Raw genomic sequence first — 15,661 nt, forward strand, 5'->3', positions numbered from 1 at the left:
GATCGGTGTTGGAACTCCCGGCCGCCCCCGTGGTGGGCTGAACGCATGACAGAAACCACGACTGCCCTGGTCACCGGTGCCAACAAGGGCATCGGGCGCGAGGTCGCAGCCCGGCTCGCCTCGCTCGGCACGAACGTCCTGCTGGCCTCGCGCGACCCGCACCGCGGTGCGGCAGCCGCAGCCGACCTGGGCCCGCGGGTGTACCCGGTCACCCTGGACGTCACCGACCGCGCCAGCGTCCTATCCGCCGCCCGCTGGATCGAGGAGCGCTTTGGCCGGCTGGACATCCTGGTCAACAACGCCGGCATCTCTGGCGACCTCGCCGCCCAGAGCCCTGGCAGTGTCGAACTGCCCGCTGTACGCGAGGTGTTCGAGACCAACGTGTTCGGCGTTATCAGCGTGACCACCACGATGCTGCCGCTGCTCGCCCGCTCCCCCGCCGCCCGGATCGTCAATGTCAGCAGTGGACTGGGCTCCATCGCCCGGATGACCGATCCCGACGACTACTTCACAACCCGGCCCCCGTTGGCCGCGTACGTCCCGTCCAAGACCGCACTCAACTCGCTGACCGTGCAGTACGCCAAGGAACTGCGCAGCCGCAACATCCTGGTCAACGCCGCCGATCCGGGGCCGTGTGCGACCGACCTCACCACCGCGTTCCCCGGCCTCACCCGCACCGCGGCCGACGGCGCGGCCGTGGTCGTCCGGCTCGCCACGCTGCCCGATGACGGGCCGACCGGCGGCTTCTTCGACGAGCACGGCCCGGTCCCCTGGTGAGCTGCCAGTCAGGGAACCGAGGGACGGGGTGGTCGGGGTCAGCCCGGACGGGATGGGCGAGCCGGAGACCGCGCCCGCGCCCGACGGGCCGCAGCGCCCGGGTTACCCGCCGGACCGCCCCGGCAACAGCCGACGGAAGGGTAGCGGACCGTCAGGCAGCCTTGGCCCGGGTACTCGGTCCAGGTGCGGATGGGTGAGTCGGGGGCGAAGCTGGTCTTCGGCTCGGCGCGGGCATTTCGCCAGCGCACGTAGGCGCCGATGGCGGCGTTCTGTTCGCCATGGCTGCGGTGGTCGGTGCCGTTGAGGACCAAGTAGCGCAGGGCGGCGAACTCGGACTCGATCCAGTTCAGCCACGATCCGTAGGTCGGCAGGAAGACCAGCTCGATGTCGTTCGGAGCCGGCGCCGTACACGGACATGAAGTCCGTGTAGTCCCGCGGGAGCCGCGTGCCCCACCGCGCTCCGCCGCCGCCCAGTCGATCTCCTCGTCAGTGCCAAGATCTGGAGGAAGGATCTTGGCCAGCGCAGTGATGCCTGACGGGTCTTCCATGGCAATCCCTTCGATCAGGTCGCCGAGGAGCGTACGAGATTGCACTGACAACGAGGATATGACCGTTTCAGGACGGCATGAGGCGCCCGTCTGGCCGCCCGGCCGCCCCTCCGCTGCCTCCTGGGGCGTGACCTGTTCGCAAATGGGCTGGTTTTTTCGGGTGTTTTAGGCGTTTTAGCCGGGTTTGGTTGAACCAGTGTCGGGCCGGGCCTGGGGTGGCCGCGCCCCTGTTTTGGTCGAGGTGGTGGGGCTGGGAGGGCCAGGATCCAGTGGAACGGGTTGGAAGGCTTCGGGAGGGGTGTCCCTGGGGGACGGCTATGCGCTTCTGAGTGTCGTCGAGAACCTCTACTGGTTCGCGAGTGCGACGGCCCGGCGGAGGTCTTGGACATAGCGCAGCGGCTGCTCCCAGGCCGCGAAGTGACCGCCGTCCTGGTGCTCGACGAACTCGTGCACGTTGACGAACCGGGACACGAAGCTGCGAGGTGCGGGCTTGGTGTCGTGGGCGAAGGCGCTCACGACGGTCGGCGTCGCCATGTACGGTACCGGGGGCGCGAGTTCGGAGTACGGCGCGAACGACGTTCCGATCGTGTTCGTGAACCAGTAGGCGCTGGTCCAGGTGAGCAGGTCGTCCTCCTCGAAGGGGGTGTGGGACCAGCTGTGCAGCTTCTCGACGATCCAGGCCGCCAGTCCTGCCGGTGAATCCGCCAGTGCCGGTGCGAGGGTGTGCGGTTTGGTGGACTGCTCGGCGATGTACCCCCCTTCGGCGCGCTGCCACGCTGCTGCGGTGTCGAGGTAGGCGAGCTCCTCGGCGCCCAGGGACGACCGGTCGGCGAAGACCGCGTGGAGGGGCGAGATGTTCGTCAGGTGCAGGGCCGTGACCCGGTCCGGGTGCATCGCGGCGAGTTGTTCGGCGACGTCCGCGCCGACATCGCCGCCGGAGACGACGTACCGGTGGTATCCGAGCGCGTCGACCGCGTCGGCCACCAGCGACGCCATCGTGGCGGTCGTCGTCCCGGGTTGCGCCGGCCCGTTCGAGAAGGGGTAGCCCGGGAGGGCGGGGACGACGACGTTCAGGTCCGTGAGCAGGGGGAGCAGCCGCTCGAAGCGGAGCGCCGAGTCGGGCCAGCCGTGCAGCAGGACCACCGCGGGGGCGTCGGCGCCGGCGCGCTGGTGCACGAGGTGGAGTGTCCGGTCACCGCGGCCGGCGCGGGCCCACGGCAGGGAGAGGATGCGGGCCTCGTGGGTCCGCCAGTCGTAACGCTCGCGCCAGGAGTCGAGCAGGTGGGCGAGGAAGTCCGCGTCCATGCCCCGCTCCCAGCCAGCCCCGCTGGCGAGGGGCGGCCTTCGAGTCGCGGCCAGGCGCCGGTGCAGGTCCTCCAGCTCGGACTCGGTCACGGGGGTGAATGGAAGAGGCATGTGTACAACCATACACATGATGTGTATCACGGTACACATGCTCGGGTCGCCGATATCCTGACGGAATGGAAACCGCGACGCCCCAGCCCAAAGACGCTTCGCGGACCCGTGAACGGATCCTCGGGGCCGCACGGCGCGAGTTCGCCCGCGCCGGGTTCGCCCGCGCGACGGTCCGCGCCATCGCCACCGCCGCCCAGGTCTCTCCGAACCTGATCACCCGCTACTTCGGTGGCAAGGACGGCCTCTTCGTTGCCGCCACCGAAGTCCACCTCGCCCTCGACCGCATGTTCGACGGCCCGCGGCACTCCCTGGGACGGCGGATGGCCCACGGCATCGTCGACCGGTGGACCGGCATGGAAGGCGAGGACCCGCTCCTCGTCCTGCTGCGCGCCGCCGGCGAACGTGGCGAGGCAGCCGAGGCGCTAGCGACGTTCCTCGACCGGGAATCACTTGAGCCCTTGCGCCGACAGCTGCTCGGCTACGGGATGACGGAGGAGGAAGCCCTCGCCCGCGCCCGAGCGATCGACGCCTTCATCCTCGGCATCTCCGCCCGCCTGCGGGTGCTGCGTGACGACCTCGGCGACAGCGCGGCACTGGAACACTGGATCGCCGGCACCATCCAACGGCTCGTCGACGCACCCTAGAGCCGCCCGCCCCGCCCGCGTCATCGCCCCGTCGCTACGCCCCCGCCGCCGGAGCGTGCGGGGCACGCTCGGCGGCCCCGTACACATGGCCGCAGGCGTCCCGGCCCGGCTCCCAGAGTCGACCGTCACCGGGCGCACAGCCGCTCCAGGGCCGCGCGGCTCTCCTCGTCCGCGGCGCGGTAGACCAGCAGGCGCAGATCCGGGTCCTGGAGCGGCAGCAGGACTTCGAAATCGATGGTGAGCGCACCGGCGACCGGATGCCGCAGCACCTTGCGGCCACGTCCGTTGACGCCGACCTCCCGCTCGGACCACAAGCGGGCGAAATCAGCATCCTGCGTGGCGAATTCGGCGATGAGGCAGGACAGCGCCCGGTCCTTCGGGTGCGCGGCCCAAGCCGCGCGCAGGTGGGCGATCCCGTCCCGCAACACCTGCTCCCGGTCAGCGTAGAACCCGCGCATCGCCGGGTGCAGCAGGCACAGCCGCATCGCGTTGCGCCGTGACGGCGCAACGGCGTCGAAGTCCGGCAGCAGCCGGGCCATCTCGGGGTTCCAGGCGAGGATGTCGTAGCGGCGGTCCAGCAGCATGGCCGGCAGCGGCGAGAGGTCATCCACCAGATGGGCCAGCGACGGCGCCACACCGGAGGCCGACCCGCCGGTGGTGCCGGGACGGCGGCGCCCTGCCAGGTCGAAGAGGTAGTCGCGTTCGCCCGGGTCCAGGCGCAGGGCCCGGGCCAGCGCCGCCAGCACCTCCGCCGACGGCCGCAGCCCCCGGCCCTGCTCCAGCCGGACCACGTAGTCGGCGCTGATCCCGGCCAGTTCGGCGACCTCCTCCCGGCGCAGCCCCGGCGTCCGCCGGGCCCGCCGGTGCGACGGCAGGCCCAGCCGGCCGGGGTCGAGGCGTTCGCGCCTGCTCCGCAGGAAAGCGGCCAACTCCTGGGCGGTGTCCATGGTTCGGGTCGTCATGACCGTTCCAACCGCCAAGGTGGGACCGGCCTTCCCAGGAAGCGCCGTCCCTTACCCAGGGTCGCCGCCGCCCCAGACTCGGTCCCGGCAACGGACCACCAGCACAGGAGGACCTGATGGCACTGACCCTCGACACCTACCGGCTGCTGGGCCGCTCGGGGCTGCGGGTCTCACCGCTGGCCCTGGGCACGGCGACCTTCGGCACCGAGTGGGGCTGGGGCGCCGAACGGGCCGAGGCCCGCAAGCTGTTCGACCACTACGTCGGCCTCGGTGGCAACCTCCTCGACACCGCCGACACCTACACCGACGGGAGCTCCGAGCGCCTGCTGGGCGAGTTCGCCCGAGAGGAGCGCGACCGCCTGGTGCTGGCGACCAAGTACTCGACGCTGCGCCGCCCCGGCGACCCCAACTCCGGGGGCGGCCACCGCAAGGCCCTGTTCGGCTCGGTGGAGGGGAGCCTGCGGCGGCTGGACACCGACTACCTCGATCTGCTGTACCTGCACGTCTGGGACTTCCGGACGCCGGTCGAGGAGGTCCTGCGAGGCCTGGACGACCTGGTCCGGCAGGGCAAGGTGCTGTACGTGGCGATCTCCAACACCCTGGCCTGGCAGGTGTCCCGGATGCAGGCGATCGCCGACCTGCGCGGCTGGTCGCCGCTGGTCGCCGCTGGTCGCGCTGCAGCTCGAGTACAGCCTGATCGAACGCACTGCGGAGCGCGACCTGATACCGATGGCCCGGGAACTGGGCCTGGGCGTGGTCCCGTACTCACCGCTGGGCGGCGGGGTGCTCAGCGGCAAGTACAGCCTGAACGACGTGACCTCGGCGGGCACCGGCAGCAGCGATGGCACCGGCGACGGCACCCGCAGGGGCGTGAACCTCGCCCTGGGCACGCTCAACGAACGCAACCTGGCCGTGGCCGGGGTCGCCCGGGAGGTCGCCGCCGAGCTCGGCCGCACCCCGGCCCAGGTCGCGCTGGCCTGGACCCTGCGGAACTCCGGTGTGACGACCACACTGATCGGGGCCCGCACGCCCGCCCAGCTGGAGGAGAACCTGGGCGCCCTGGAAGTCGATTTCACGGCCGCCCAACTGGCCCGCCTGGACGCGGCGGGCGCGATCGAGCTCGGCCAGCCGCACGACGTGCTGGCCAGCGACCACATCCGCCGGGTGACCACGGGCGGCTTGCGGATCGAGACCCGCCGTTGACGGACGGCCAGTCGTCCGTCAGCGGCGGAATCCGGTGCGGGAGCAGCCACGGGCCGGCAGGCGCCGGGCCAGCGCGCCGTACTCCCCGGGGAGCGCGGCGAAGGCGGGGAAGCAGACGGCGCACCCCCGTCGCTCCCCGCAGGCCCGGCCCTGCTGCGGCGAGTACAGGAATGCCCGCGACCTGCGCGTCGCCTGGGGCCCGGAGGGCCGGGCCACGGAAGCGTGGCAGAGAGCCGTTTCAGTGAGACCATCGCCCAGTTGGAGGCGGAACTTACCGGTATCGAGGCCCGGCGTCGGCGCTTGGAGGACGAGCTGACCGGCGCCGTGGCGCGGGAGAAACGCGGCGCCATCGAGGGCCTGCGGGCCCTGGCCGGACTGGTGGCCTCGCAGGACACCGCGCTGGTGGGCGGTGTCCGGGCGGAGGCGGACGCCATCGTCGGGGACCGGCCGGAGCAGCTCGTGGCCGAGGCCGAGGCCGAGGCGGCGCCGGAGCGGGACCGGGAGCCGGCCGAGAAGACCACCATGGGCACGGACACGGTCACGAAGGCGGCGAAGAAGGCCGCTGGGAAGAAGGCGGCCCCGCCAAGAAGGCCGCAGGGAAGAAGGCCGCAGCGAAGAAAGCGACACCCGCGAAGAAGACGGTGGTGAAGAAGACCACCGACGGCGCGCGGCCTCCCGCTGGGAAGAAGGCGGCCGCAGCCAAGGGGGCCGGGCCCGTGCGCACCGGCGCTGGGCCGTCCGTCGAGATGGCGTCCGGCAGGCCCTTGAGGCCGTCGCAGACGACCATGCCACGTCCTCGACGCCGCGGTTCTTGATCTCGGTCAGGACCTGGAGCCAGTACTTGGCTCCCTCGCCGCCGTCGCCGGCCCACAGTCCGAGGATGTCGCGGGTGCCGTCCACGGTCACCGCGAGGGCGACGTAGATCGGCCGGTTGGCGACCTGCCCGTCGCGGGCCTTCACGTGGATGCAGTCGATGAAGATCACCGGGTAGATCGCGTCGAGCGGGCGGTTCTGCCACTCGGCCATCCCGTCCATGACCTTGTCGGTGATGGTGGAGATGGTCGACTTGGACACGCTCGCCCCGTAGACCTCGGCCAGGTGCGCGGAGATGTCACCGTGCGTCAGACCCCGGGCGGACAGTGACAGCACCATCTCGTCGACGCCGGTCAGCCGCCGCTGGCGCTTCTTGACGATCTGCGGCTCGAAGCCGCCCTCGCGGTCTCGTGGCACCTCGATCTCGACCGGGCCGACGTCGGTCAGCACCGTCTTCGCCCGGACACCGTTGCGATTGTTGCCGCTGCCCGCACCGGCCCGGTCGTGCTTCTCATAGCCGAGGTGGTCGGTGATCTCGCCCTCCAGAGCGGACTCCAGCACCCGCTTGGTCAGCTGCTGCAGCAGCCCGCCCTCGCCGGTCAACTGGAGCCCGCTGGCCCGGGCCCGGTCGACCAGCTGCCCGATCAACTGCTCGTCCAGCACGTCCGCCGACAGCTCAGTCGGCCGGACCTCTTCAACCGCCTCAACCGAGACGATCACGTCGCTCATCAGGTGCTCTTCCTTGATCGGGAGATACACCGGTCACCGTACAGACCCTGGGGCAGCAGGCGGTCGCGCCGGTACTGCGACTCAGCCTGTCTCGTACAAGAGCCCAGGGATTGACGGACCTCCAGGTGACGGATTTATGGGGTGCTGGGCGAGTGCGTGAGCTGCAGGCGTGGTGCCGGCGGCAGCGGCGTAGGCGCTCCCGTCGCTGGTGCGGCGCTGAACGCTTCGATCATGTAGGCGGCGAAGCGGCGGGAGGCCGTGACCCGGGCGGCACGCGGCGTGTCTTGGAGGCCCCGGTGGGCCATGAGCATGAGGACCAGGTCGTCGACGACGAAGCCGGGGCGCAGCTGGCCGGTCTTCTGGGCGCGGCGGGCCAGTTCGCGGACCGCGTGCAGGGTCCGCTCCCGGTCTGCGGCGAAGTCCATGGCCTCGGGGAAGGCCGTCATGAAGGCGTCGGCGAATCCCCTGCTGTGGGCGTGGAGTTCGCAGATCCGCTCGATCAGGCTCCGGAATCCGTGCCACGGGTTCGAGTCCGTAAGGGCGTCGCGGACGGCGGCATGGCAGGCTCGCCGCTGCTCGGCGAAGGTCTCCGCGAACAGTGCCTGCTTGGTCGGGAAGTGTCGGTACAGCGTGGCGGGGCCGACGCCTGCATGCCGGGCGACCTCGCGCATGGGCGCACTCAGGCCCTCTTCGCCGAACACCGCGCGGGCGGCGTCCAGGATGCGGGCCCGGTTGTCGCGGGCGTCGGAGCGCACGGGCTGAGGCAAGTGGCTGGTCATCGTCTCTCATTTTAGCCAAACGGACGGGGGCGTCCGTTACGGTCCGATGGCGGTGCTGCCGCCGCGTCCCGGCACGTCACCGGTGATGCCCTGGCGGCGGGGGCCGACTCGGCGCCCACAGCCGCGGCAGCTGTGATCCGTCCCTCAACCGACCCGAGGAGCAGAGATGAAAGCCGTCGTGATCAGGACGTTCGGAGACCCCGATGGCCTGGAGGTCGTCGATGTGCCCGTGCCCGTTCCTGCCCCGGGGCAGGTGCGGATCGCCACGGAGGCGATCGGGGTAGGCGGCGTGGACGCGGTGATCCGCCGGGGAACGCTTGCCGCCTACGGCTTCCGGGAGGGCCATCTCCTCGGCAGCGAGGTCGCGGGAAGGGTCACCGCGGTGGGAGAGGGCGTGGACGCCTCGTGGCTCGGGCGGCGGGTGTGGGCGTTCACCGGCCTGTCCGGAGGGTATGCCGAGCAGGCCGTCGCCTCGGTCGAGGATGTCCTTGCGCTGCCCGACGGCCTGACCGGCGCCGATGCGGTGACCCTCGGAGGCTCCGGCGTGGTCGCCCACTTCGCGCTGGACCGGGCCCGTTTCACGCCCGGCGAGACGGTGCTCGTGCGCGGTGCGGCGGGCAGCATCGGGATCACCGCGGTCCAGCTGGCAGCCAGGGACAGGGCGGGCGCGGTGGCGGTCACCACCTCGTCGGCGGAGCGTGGCGCCCGCCTGCGGGACCTGGGTGCGACCCATGTCCTTGACCGCTCCGGGGAGAACGGCCCGGACACACCGGCGGGCTTCGACGTGGTGATCGATGTCGTGGGGGGTCCCCAGCTTCCCCTTTTCCTGGACAGGTTGAACTCCAACGGGCGGTATGTGGCTGTCGGGGTGGTTGGCGGCCAGCCGCCGGCGGACTTCGGCATGCGGCTGATGGACGCCTTCCGCAGGTCGTTGTCGTTCGCTACTTTCAGCTCTGACACCGTGACCGGCCCCGACCGGCAGGCCGTGCGGTCGTCCCAGTTCGCCGATGCCGCGCACGGGGACCTGCACACGGTCGTGCACGAGGTGTTGCCGCTGGACCAGGCGGTGCGGGCCCACCGCGCGATGGACGCGGGGGAGGTGTTCGGCAGGGTTGTGCTGGCGCCCTGAGCCGGGCAGGGACGGCGTTCGCGGCCCCGGGGAACGAAAGGGGACCCGCTCAGGTCGTGGCTGACGCCCGGCGCTGACGGTCGCCACCGGCGCAGGACCGCATCGCGTTCCTACGGACCCTTCGGCGTAGCCCGGCGCCGAGGGCAGGGTGGACCCCCTGCGCGGCACGCACCTGCTCGGTGTGCTGGCCGTCCTCGGAGTTCTCGGTACCGACGACGACCAGGACCAGGACGCGCGCCGGTCATCCTCCCGCGCCAGCAGGACGACGACCCGCTGCGCCCGCCGCCAGAGCCGTACCTGCGCGGCCTGGGCCGCTGTGACCTGATCCACAACGCCGGAACGCTCCTCGGCTCCGGCTGGGACCTTGTCGGCTGGAGCTGGGCCCCCGGCCTGTTCTACGTCCGCAAGGACGGCCGCGCGCTCGGCTGGATCGAGCACGGCGCCGGCCGCGTGAACGGCTGGGCCGTCCTGGTCGCGGGCACCTTCCTCGTCGACTCCAGCGCCCCGCCCGCTCGCTCGCCCGCGACACCGCCGACAACGCCGCCCTGCTCGTCCGCCAGGCCCTGGACCAGGGCCGGGTCTGTACGGTTGGCTGGACACACCCGCCGGGCCGGGCTCCTCCAGGTGGGAGGATTCCGCGCGGCCGTATGTCCGCCAGGAGTACGTGCGGTGGGCGGAGCTGACCGATGGCGGCCGGGACGCCCGCGTGAAGGACACGGGGGCAGCTGATCCCGAGCGTCGCCGTCCTGAGGCGTGGAAGTGCAGCTCGAAATGTGCTGGTCGCCTTAGGGCGTCCGGGCGGGGAATTGTGATGCTGGCGGCCTGCACCGCGGTGGGGTGCACCGGTGTTACCGCTCGGGCCGTTGTGTACGAAGGCCGCCGACTGGCGTTGTCAGGTTTCCGGCGCCGGGTCCCAGGAGGCCGCGCGTACCCGGCCGCTGCGAGAACGTCTTCGAGTACCGGATCGCCGGGACCGTTTCCTTCCCCGGCCACCTTTGACATCCCCGCACTGTCCCGGACGGTGTCCGCCAGCGCCGTCGGGGTCGGCAACGCCATGTTCGGTAACACCTGCGCCACCCAGGGCGGTACGGCGCAGGGCGCCGGGAGCACTGTGGCCGGCAGTGGCGTGGGGGCGGTGACTCGGCACAGTTGCCGTTGGGTCTGGCGCGCAACCAGCACGGCAACAGGGGCACTGTCTGCTTCGCGACCGCTTACTGATGGGTGCGGTGGCTGCTGTTCGGCCCGGCGTCATGGCCGGGGGTGGCGTCGAGGCGTCGGTGGCGTCGCACCGACGGGCCCTGCAGGCCGCCCGGCCCAGCGGCGTGGATCTATCAGGCGGGTGCCGTCAGTTCCCGGTCGGTGGTGGTGGCCGGGTCGCGGGTGGGCGAGCGCCGGGGTTCGGGGCGCCAGGTGGCGATCAGGGCGGCGGCCAGGAGCAGTTCGGCGGCGTCGCCGCCGTAGTACATGATCTCCGCGCCGGCCTGCACTTGGGGGATCGGAGCGTGGATGTCGACCCAGAAACCGCCGTACATCATCTGGGAGATGACCGCGTGGGCCGCGATGGCGACGCCGAGGTGGACCAGCCGGGCGCGCACGCCGGGCCGGGAAGGGGCCGGGTCCGGGCCGGCGACGGCATGGACGAACAGGCACCCGGACAGCACGAAATGGGCGTGCAGCAGGCAGTGTGCTGCCGGTCCGCTCGTGGTCGCGCCGTAGAGAGGGGTGAAGTAGAGGACGGCGAGGCCGCCCGTGGACAGGGCCAGCCCGACGGAGGGGTGAGCGATCACGCGGGCGGGCGGACTGTGCAGCACGGCGGTGAGCTGCCTTCCCCGGGCCGCGGGCAGGGTGCGTAGCAAGAGGGTGACCGGCGCCGCCAGAACGAGTGCCAGCGGCGCGTACATCCCCATGAGCATGTGCTGGACCATGTGAGCGCGGAAGTCCTCGTGCGCGAAGGGTGCCACGGGCGGCAGCAGCGCGGCGCCGAGCAGTGCGGCACCGGTCAGGAAGCTGGTCGTCCGCCACCGGCTCCAGCCCCGGACCGGGTTCCGGCGGCGGGCCCGCTGGGCGAGGAGCAGGTAGGAAGCCGCGGCGCCCAGCAGGACGAGTGCGGGCAGCAGCCACTCCAGCAGGCTGCTGCCACCGCCCTGCCCGTGAGCGGGCATGTCATGGCCCATCAGGCCGGCCGGCTTCCGGTTCGCCGGGCCGCGGCGTTGGGGTCGAAGGGCTGGCCGCTGCGCTGGAGCAGGTACCCGCCGATCAGGAGCAGGCCGCCCAGGACGAGGAAGCCCGCGTCCCACCACGCCTGGTCGGGGCCGCCGTGGACGTGGTGGATGCCCAGGGCCTGGTGGTCCAGCAGGCCCTCGACCAGGTTGAACAAGCCCCAGCCCACGAACATCCAGCCCCACAGGACCCGCGAGGTCCACACCGCCCGCCGGTTGTGCGTGACGCGGGAGTACAGGATGGCGAGGCCGGTGAGGACGGCGATCCAGCACACGGCGTGGAAGATGCCGTCCCACATGGTGTTCATCTCCAGCCCGGACACCGTCTTCGGGTTGTAGTACTTCAGCCCGATGTGGTCGTGGTTGGTGCTGCTGAGCATGTGGTGCCACCGCAGGAGCTGGTGCAGCAGGATGCCGTCGACGAACCCGCCCATTCCCACGCCGAGCACAATGCCCGGCAACTGCACACTCGCCGGCTGTGCCGTGCCGGCCCGGGCCTCGCCCGTCGAGGTGATCATCACTCGTCTCCGCTCCTGGTGGCGGGCTCTTCCGTTGAAGATGCCCCAGTCGCAGGTTTCCCTCCCTGCAACTTTCGCGCGCTGCGTTTCCTCCATCCGGCCCAACCCCAGGCGCGGGCGGCCCGGTTGATTGCCGTGTGGCGTCGGTTCGTCGAGCCGCCCTGCTGACGCCCGGGCCGCGCGAAGTCTGGGCCCGGTCGTCAGGGCAGGGCGTGTTCGGGCTGTGGGTTCACAGGTGGTCGCGAGTCCAGGTGGTGAGCCACCCGACGAGGACGGTGCCGACGGCGGTGGCGGCTCCGCGCACCAGACCTGTGAGGGCGGTGCGGGACAGCTGGCTGGAGTGCCCGCGGTACGGGCGCGGCGCCCGGCGGTGGGTGCGCTTCTTCGAGTGAATGCTCACGGTCAATCTTCCTGGTTGGACTTGGCGGTGTGTGGGAGAGGTCTCACGGTGCCGGCGGTCGTGGTCTTGGTCGTTTGTCGTACCCGCGCCGTCGAACTGTGCAAGCATGCGCACGCCCCGAGTTGGTGCGGAAACCGCACCAAAGGCTGACCAGGTTTTTTTAGGAAATCGTCGATGTCGTTACCGAGCAGGGAACAGGGCAAAGGGGGGCCCGGGAGGCCCCGTAAGAAGCCCAGCGAAGCAGCCGTCGGTAAGGCCGTGACCGACTGGGCGAGCTACGCCGGCAAGGTGGTGGACGCCACCTGGACGCTGCGCAGGGACGCCGAGCAGGCTCTGGGGACCAAGCACGCGGACCTCTCCCTGATCCTGTCGGGCAAGGGCCTTCCCTGCATGGAGTGGCTGAGCATCCTTCACCGCGCCCTCGAAGCCGCGGGTTACTTCGTGGAGGAGGAGGAACGCGAGACCTCCTACGCCCTCTACATGGCCGCGCTGAAGGAGATCGCGGAGGCCGAGCAGCGTGGCGAGCCGAGGCGGGTCAGGGCCATCGGCTGGAAGCACAAGCGGGCCTCTGCCCACTACGAGCTGGAGCAGACGCGGGAGCGTGCCCGTCGGGAGCGGGACGAGGCCGAGCAGCTGAGGATTGCCACCGGGCAAGCGGCAGAGCAACAGCGCGGGGAGCCGGAGGGGGAGAACAACCTCGACGACGGCCAGGCGCAGGGACCAGTGCGGCAGGCCAGGCCCCGCCCACTGGCCGTGATCGCCGACTTCACAGGTGCGGTGGTCGGGTTGCTGCTGACTCTCCCTTTGGCGTTCCGACGGGAGGTCGTCTTCACGCAGGTGCTGAAGGGAATCGACACGGAGTATAGGTTCACGGCCTACCCCGTTGCCCAATGGATGGACCTGGTTGATCTGGTCTTCCTCCTGCTGGGCAACGTCGCCACCGCCCTGGCGGTCTCCACCATCGTCTGCTCGTTTCAGCTCCACCCCGCCCCTGCCTGGTGGTCACCGATCCGGTGAGCTCCCGGCACACGGCGACGCGGCACGACCGCAGGCCCGCAGGCATCGCCAGGACGACCACCGAGGCCTCACCCATGACCGGGAGCATGCGCCCCCCACCGCCGCGGCACGCAGGGCGGGCGCGCCGGTCAGGTCGCCATCAGCGGCACCGCCCTGACCGGGTCAGCGGCTGTCGGCCGAGGGCCAGCGGACCTGGAAGCAGTGAAACCCGGGCGGGGATCGCGGCTTCGACGCGCCTGTGGGTCCGGTAGGCGGCCTGGCGGCAGGGACGCGGGCGTGGGCAGTACCGGCGACCCCGGCCGCTCGGCAGGACGTCCCCGCACCAACCGCATCTGTCGCCCATATTCGAAGGATATGACCGTTTTCCTGCGACATGGGGCCGCCACCCGGCCGCCCCTCCGCTGCTTCTCGGGGGTGTGACCTGTTGGTGGTTGGAGGCGTTTTTTGGGGTTGGCTGGGTCGGCCGGTTGGCTGCTGTGCCCGTCCTGGGCTGGGGCTGTTGCTGGTTGCTGTGTGTGTTTGCCGGGGGCATGCCATGGGATCGGAGGGAGGCATCAGAGGCGGGGATTTCCGGGTGTTCCTGAGGGTGTTTTGCTTCGGGGTTCCGGCGTGTTTTAGCGGCGTGTTTTCTGCCGGGTTTCCGGCGGGGTTTCCGGCGCGGATCTTTTCGGGGGCGGTTGGTGCGCGTCACGGGCAATGGGGTGTGACGCGCACCGGGTTGTGATCCTGTCAGGTCGGGAGTCGGGGGCTTGCTCGGGGGGTTGGTTGGATGCCTCGCGCGTGCCATCAAGCTTGGTGGTGGTGGGTCGTCTGGCCGCCGTCCTCGCCCCTGCCGCATCCCGTCCCTGGCGGCCGTTCCCGGGGGCCGCCGCGCCCGCCGTCCGGGGCGCCGCTGTGCGGTGCTGCGCCCTGCCCCGGCCGCCGTTTGTGTGTGGTGGGGGTGCGACAGGTGGGCGCGACAGCCGTAGTGAACCTGGTTGTGGGGTTGCGGGGTTGGGTGTGGGGCTTGTGAGCCGACATCCCTTCTTGTCCGGTATGCCCTGTGGGGATTGTGAGGCAGGGCCCGCGCTTTCCCTGGTAGGGGCGCCTGTCTGTAGGGCGGCCTGTGGGGCTGTGTGGCCGGTAGGGCAGCGCCCGTGTCCTCTGACATGAGATCTTGACTTTGTGCCAGGAGAGTTTGACGACCAGCAGTTTCCTGCCACTTGATCTCGACCGTACGAATGAATGCAGAGGTGGGGAACGTGACTGCTCTGATACTGCTCGGCATCTTGGCGCTCACCATCGGCGGGTGCGCCTGTGTGGTGTGGGCGGAGCGCGGCGGGCCCCGGTGGGCCCGCGCCGTGGCGACCGTGACGCTCACTGCGGGTGAGCTGGTGCGCCGCTTCGGGAAGAACCGTAGTCGGAGCGGGAACCGGGCCACCGACGACGGTTACTAGCAACTGAATCGGGCGGTCAAACTCACCTGGCAAATGGTCAAGATCGCTTGTCAGAGCTCAGCCCGTCCCGGGCCGCCGTCGCCGTCGCCATCGTTCTCGCCGCCGCCGCCGCCGCCGCCGCCATCGCCGGCGGCGGCGGCGTCCGGGGCCGACAGTGGCCGTGTGGGTCGCTTGGGTCGCTGTGTCTGGTCGACGTCGTCGGTTGATGTCTCGCGCGTCGTATGGAGCCGGGGGCGGCTGCTTCCCGTGGCCGGGCCGCCGTCCCGTCGTCTCGGTGCCCGGCGCCCGGCGCCCGGGGTGTGGGCGGCTGGCAGGCCGCCGTCCAGGAGGCCGGTTTGCCGTCCTTGGGAGAGGCCTTGGGAAGGGTGGCTGCGCCCCGGTCGTGGGTCTGGCCGGCACCTGCGCCCGGGGTGCCGCAGGCGCCTCCTGGACGACCTCGGCGCCGGGGCCGCCAGGCCCTACCCGAATACCGGCCGCCCCTGTTTCTCGGTGGCGCCGTAGGCGGCACCCCAGCCGTTTTCCGAGGGGCCGTCAGGCCCCGGCTATCGCCGAAGGCCCGCGCTGTTTGCTGGTTCCTGTTCTGGTTGTTTTCGTCGTGTTGGTTCTCGGAGTTCGGGAGGGTGCCGGGACCGGTCATTGTTGGCCGGTAGCAGCGGGTAGCGGGTTGGTGGTTGTTGTGGCATTAGGGGGCGGTATTCAGGGCGTTTGGCGATGGTTTTACGACCGGGGTGTCTGGGGCGCCTGGTGGTGTCTTCTGGCCTCTTTCCGGTGTGTCTGCGCGGTGACGCCCTGGGCCGGGTTTCGGTGACATTCCCGTGCGTTTCATGGGGGCCCGCGCTGTGCCCCGTGCCGCGCCCCGTGCGCGCCCCGTGCCGCGCCGTGTCTGGGGCTTTTTGACGGGGTGGGGTGTGACGGTTCGGTGGCTGTTTTCGGGGGAGTCCCCTGGCCGGATTCCCGGGGGTGGTGCGGGGGTCGGGTCGGTGACAGCTCTTGCATCTTCGACGGCCCCGCCCCCGCCTCGCCCCGGCACGGGGCGTCAGGCCTGGGGAGGACTGCCCGGGGAGCCCCGGC

The 15,661-nt window shown here is 71.0% G+C and carries 13 protein-coding genes and 2 pseudogenes; 7 read left to right on the forward strand and 8 right to left on the reverse strand.

What is annotated here, in order from left to right:
* Positions 1–45 precede the first annotated feature (45 nt).
* A complete protein-coding gene (locus tag HS99_RS15375; protein ID WP_030558114.1) occupies positions 46–777 on the forward strand; it encodes an SDR family oxidoreductase in 732 nt (243 codons plus the stop codon).
* Positions 778–815: 38 nt separating this feature from the next.
* Here the strand turns inward: HS99_RS15375 and HS99_RS45885 are convergent, their stop codons facing one another.
* Together HS99_RS45885 and HS99_RS15380 are read right to left on the reverse strand one after the other, a co-directional pair.
* Entirely contained in the window at positions 816–1,370 is a 555-nt protein-coding gene (locus tag HS99_RS45885; RefSeq protein ID WP_198429408.1) for a hypothetical protein, read from the reverse strand.
* Positions 1,371–1,670: 300 nt separating this feature from the next.
* Positions 1,671–2,741 carry an epoxide hydrolase family protein gene (locus HS99_RS15380; RefSeq protein ID WP_043481686.1) on the reverse strand — a complete coding sequence of 357 codons (1,071 nt, stop codon included), beginning with the start codon at positions 2,739–2,741 and terminating at the stop codon, positions 1,671–1,673.
* 65 nt (positions 2,742–2,806) lie between these two features.
* Here HS99_RS15380 and HS99_RS15385 point away from each other — a divergent pair, with 65 nt between their 5' ends.
* The gene (locus tag HS99_RS15385; RefSeq protein WP_030558118.1) at positions 2,807–3,385 is read left to right on the forward strand and encodes a TetR/AcrR family transcriptional regulator; all 579 of its coding nucleotides are present in this window, start codon (positions 2,807–2,809) and stop codon (positions 3,383–3,385) included.
* Positions 3,386–3,510: 125 nt separating this feature from the next.
* Here HS99_RS15385 and HS99_RS15390 read toward each other — a convergent pair whose 3' ends face one another.
* Positions 3,511–4,347 carry a helix-turn-helix domain-containing protein gene (locus HS99_RS15390; protein WP_030558119.1) on the reverse strand — a complete coding sequence of 279 codons (837 nt, stop codon included), beginning with the start codon at positions 4,345–4,347 and terminating at the stop codon, positions 3,511–3,513.
* A 116-nt stretch (positions 4,348–4,463) separates the two neighbouring features.
* Between HS99_RS15390 and HS99_RS48135 the strand changes: the two are divergent.
* Positions 4,464–5,550 (forward strand): annotated as a pseudogene (locus HS99_RS48135) (aldo/keto reductase).
* A 721-nt stretch (positions 5,551–6,271) separates the two neighbouring features.
* On the opposite strand, the pseudogene HS99_RS44095 reads toward HS99_RS48135, so the two are convergent.
* Together HS99_RS44095 and HS99_RS15405 are read right to left on the reverse strand one after the other, a co-directional pair.
* A pseudogene (locus HS99_RS44095) lies at positions 6,272–7,083 on the reverse strand (IS256 family transposase); the annotation flags it as partial.
* 143 nt (positions 7,084–7,226) lie between these two features.
* Positions 7,227–7,871 carry a TetR/AcrR family transcriptional regulator gene (locus HS99_RS15405; RefSeq protein WP_030558120.1) on the reverse strand — a complete coding sequence of 215 codons (645 nt, stop codon included), beginning with the start codon at positions 7,869–7,871 and terminating at the stop codon, positions 7,227–7,229.
* Between the two features lie 166 nt (positions 7,872–8,037).
* Between HS99_RS15405 and HS99_RS15410 the strand changes: the two genes are divergently transcribed.
* Positions 8,038–9,000 carry a zinc-binding dehydrogenase gene (locus HS99_RS15410; RefSeq protein ID WP_030558121.1) on the forward strand — a complete coding sequence of 321 codons (963 nt, stop codon included), beginning with the start codon at positions 8,038–8,040 and terminating at the stop codon, positions 8,998–9,000.
* Between the two features lie 1,331 nt (positions 9,001–10,331).
* On the opposite strand, the gene HS99_RS15420 is transcribed toward HS99_RS15410, so the two are convergent.
* The 3 genes from HS99_RS15420 to HS99_RS44915 all read right to left on the reverse strand — a co-directional run bounded on the left by HS99_RS15420 (position 10,332) and on the right by HS99_RS44915 (position 12,137).
* Positions 10,332–11,162, reverse strand: a complete 831-nt coding sequence (locus HS99_RS15420; RefSeq protein WP_030558123.1) for a cytochrome c oxidase assembly protein — start codon at positions 11,160–11,162, stop codon at positions 10,332–10,334.
* Positions 11,163–11,173: 11 nt separating this feature from the next.
* Positions 11,174–11,737 carry a DUF2243 domain-containing protein gene (locus HS99_RS15425; protein WP_030558124.1) on the reverse strand — a complete coding sequence of 188 codons (564 nt, stop codon included), beginning with the start codon at positions 11,735–11,737 and terminating at the stop codon, positions 11,174–11,176.
* Positions 11,738–11,966: 229 nt separating this feature from the next.
* On the reverse strand, positions 11,967–12,137 hold the full coding sequence (locus HS99_RS44915; RefSeq protein WP_157881909.1) for a hypothetical protein: 171 nt from the start codon (positions 12,135–12,137) through the stop codon (positions 11,967–11,969).
* A gap of 258 nt (positions 12,138–12,395) precedes the next feature.
* Between HS99_RS44915 and HS99_RS15430 the strand changes: the two genes are divergently transcribed.
* The 3 genes from HS99_RS15430 to HS99_RS44920 all read left to right on the forward strand — a co-directional run bounded on the left by HS99_RS15430 (position 12,396) and on the right by HS99_RS44920 (position 14,796).
* Positions 12,396–13,154: a hypothetical protein gene (locus HS99_RS15430; protein WP_030558126.1), complete on the forward strand. Its 759-nt coding sequence runs from the start codon at positions 12,396–12,398 to the stop codon at positions 13,152–13,154.
* A 1,232-nt stretch (positions 13,155–14,386) separates the two neighbouring features.
* Positions 14,387–14,590, forward strand: a complete 204-nt coding sequence (locus HS99_RS15435; RefSeq protein WP_370863254.1) for a hypothetical protein — start codon at positions 14,387–14,389, stop codon at positions 14,588–14,590.
* Positions 14,591–14,637: 47 nt separating this feature from the next.
* Complete coding sequence (locus HS99_RS44920) at positions 14,638–14,796, forward strand: hypothetical protein (RefSeq protein ID WP_157881908.1); 159 nt, start codon at positions 14,638–14,640, stop codon at positions 14,794–14,796.
* The last annotated feature ends 865 nt before the right edge of the window (positions 14,797–15,661 follow it).

It is taken from the genome of Kitasatospora aureofaciens (assembly GCF_001188955.3).
Taxonomy (GTDB): domain Bacteria; phylum Actinomycetota; class Actinomycetes; order Streptomycetales; family Streptomycetaceae; genus Kitasatospora; species Kitasatospora aureofaciens.

What these genes read in the sequence shown, in the direction of transcription:
- HS99_RS15375 (WP_030558114.1), top strand. Translation starts at nt 46, where the DNA reads ATGACAGAAACCACGACTGCCCTGGTCACCGGTGCCAACAAGGGCATC.
- HS99_RS15380 (WP_043481686.1), bottom strand. Translation starts at nt 2,741, where the DNA reads ATGCCTCTTCCATTCACCCCCGTGACCGAGTCCGAGCTGGAGGACCTG.
- HS99_RS15385 (WP_030558118.1), top strand. Translation starts at nt 2,807, where the DNA reads ATGGAAACCGCGACGCCCCAGCCCAAAGACGCTTCGCGGACCCGTGAA.
- HS99_RS15390 (WP_030558119.1), bottom strand. Translation starts at nt 4,347, where the DNA reads ATGACGACCCGAACCATGGACACCGCCCAGGAGTTGGCCGCTTTCCTG.
- HS99_RS15405 (WP_030558120.1), bottom strand. Translation starts at nt 7,871, where the DNA reads ATGACCAGCCACTTGCCTCAGCCCGTGCGCTCCGACGCCCGCGACAAC.
- HS99_RS15410 (WP_030558121.1), top strand. Translation starts at nt 8,038, where the DNA reads ATGAAAGCCGTCGTGATCAGGACGTTCGGAGACCCCGATGGCCTGGAG.
- HS99_RS15420 (WP_030558123.1), bottom strand. Translation starts at nt 11,162, where the DNA reads ATGCCCGCTCACGGGCAGGGCGGTGGCAGCAGCCTGCTGGAGTGGCTG.
- HS99_RS15425 (WP_030558124.1), bottom strand. Translation starts at nt 11,737, where the DNA reads ATGATCACCTCGACGGGCGAGGCCCGGGCCGGCACGGCACAGCCGGCG.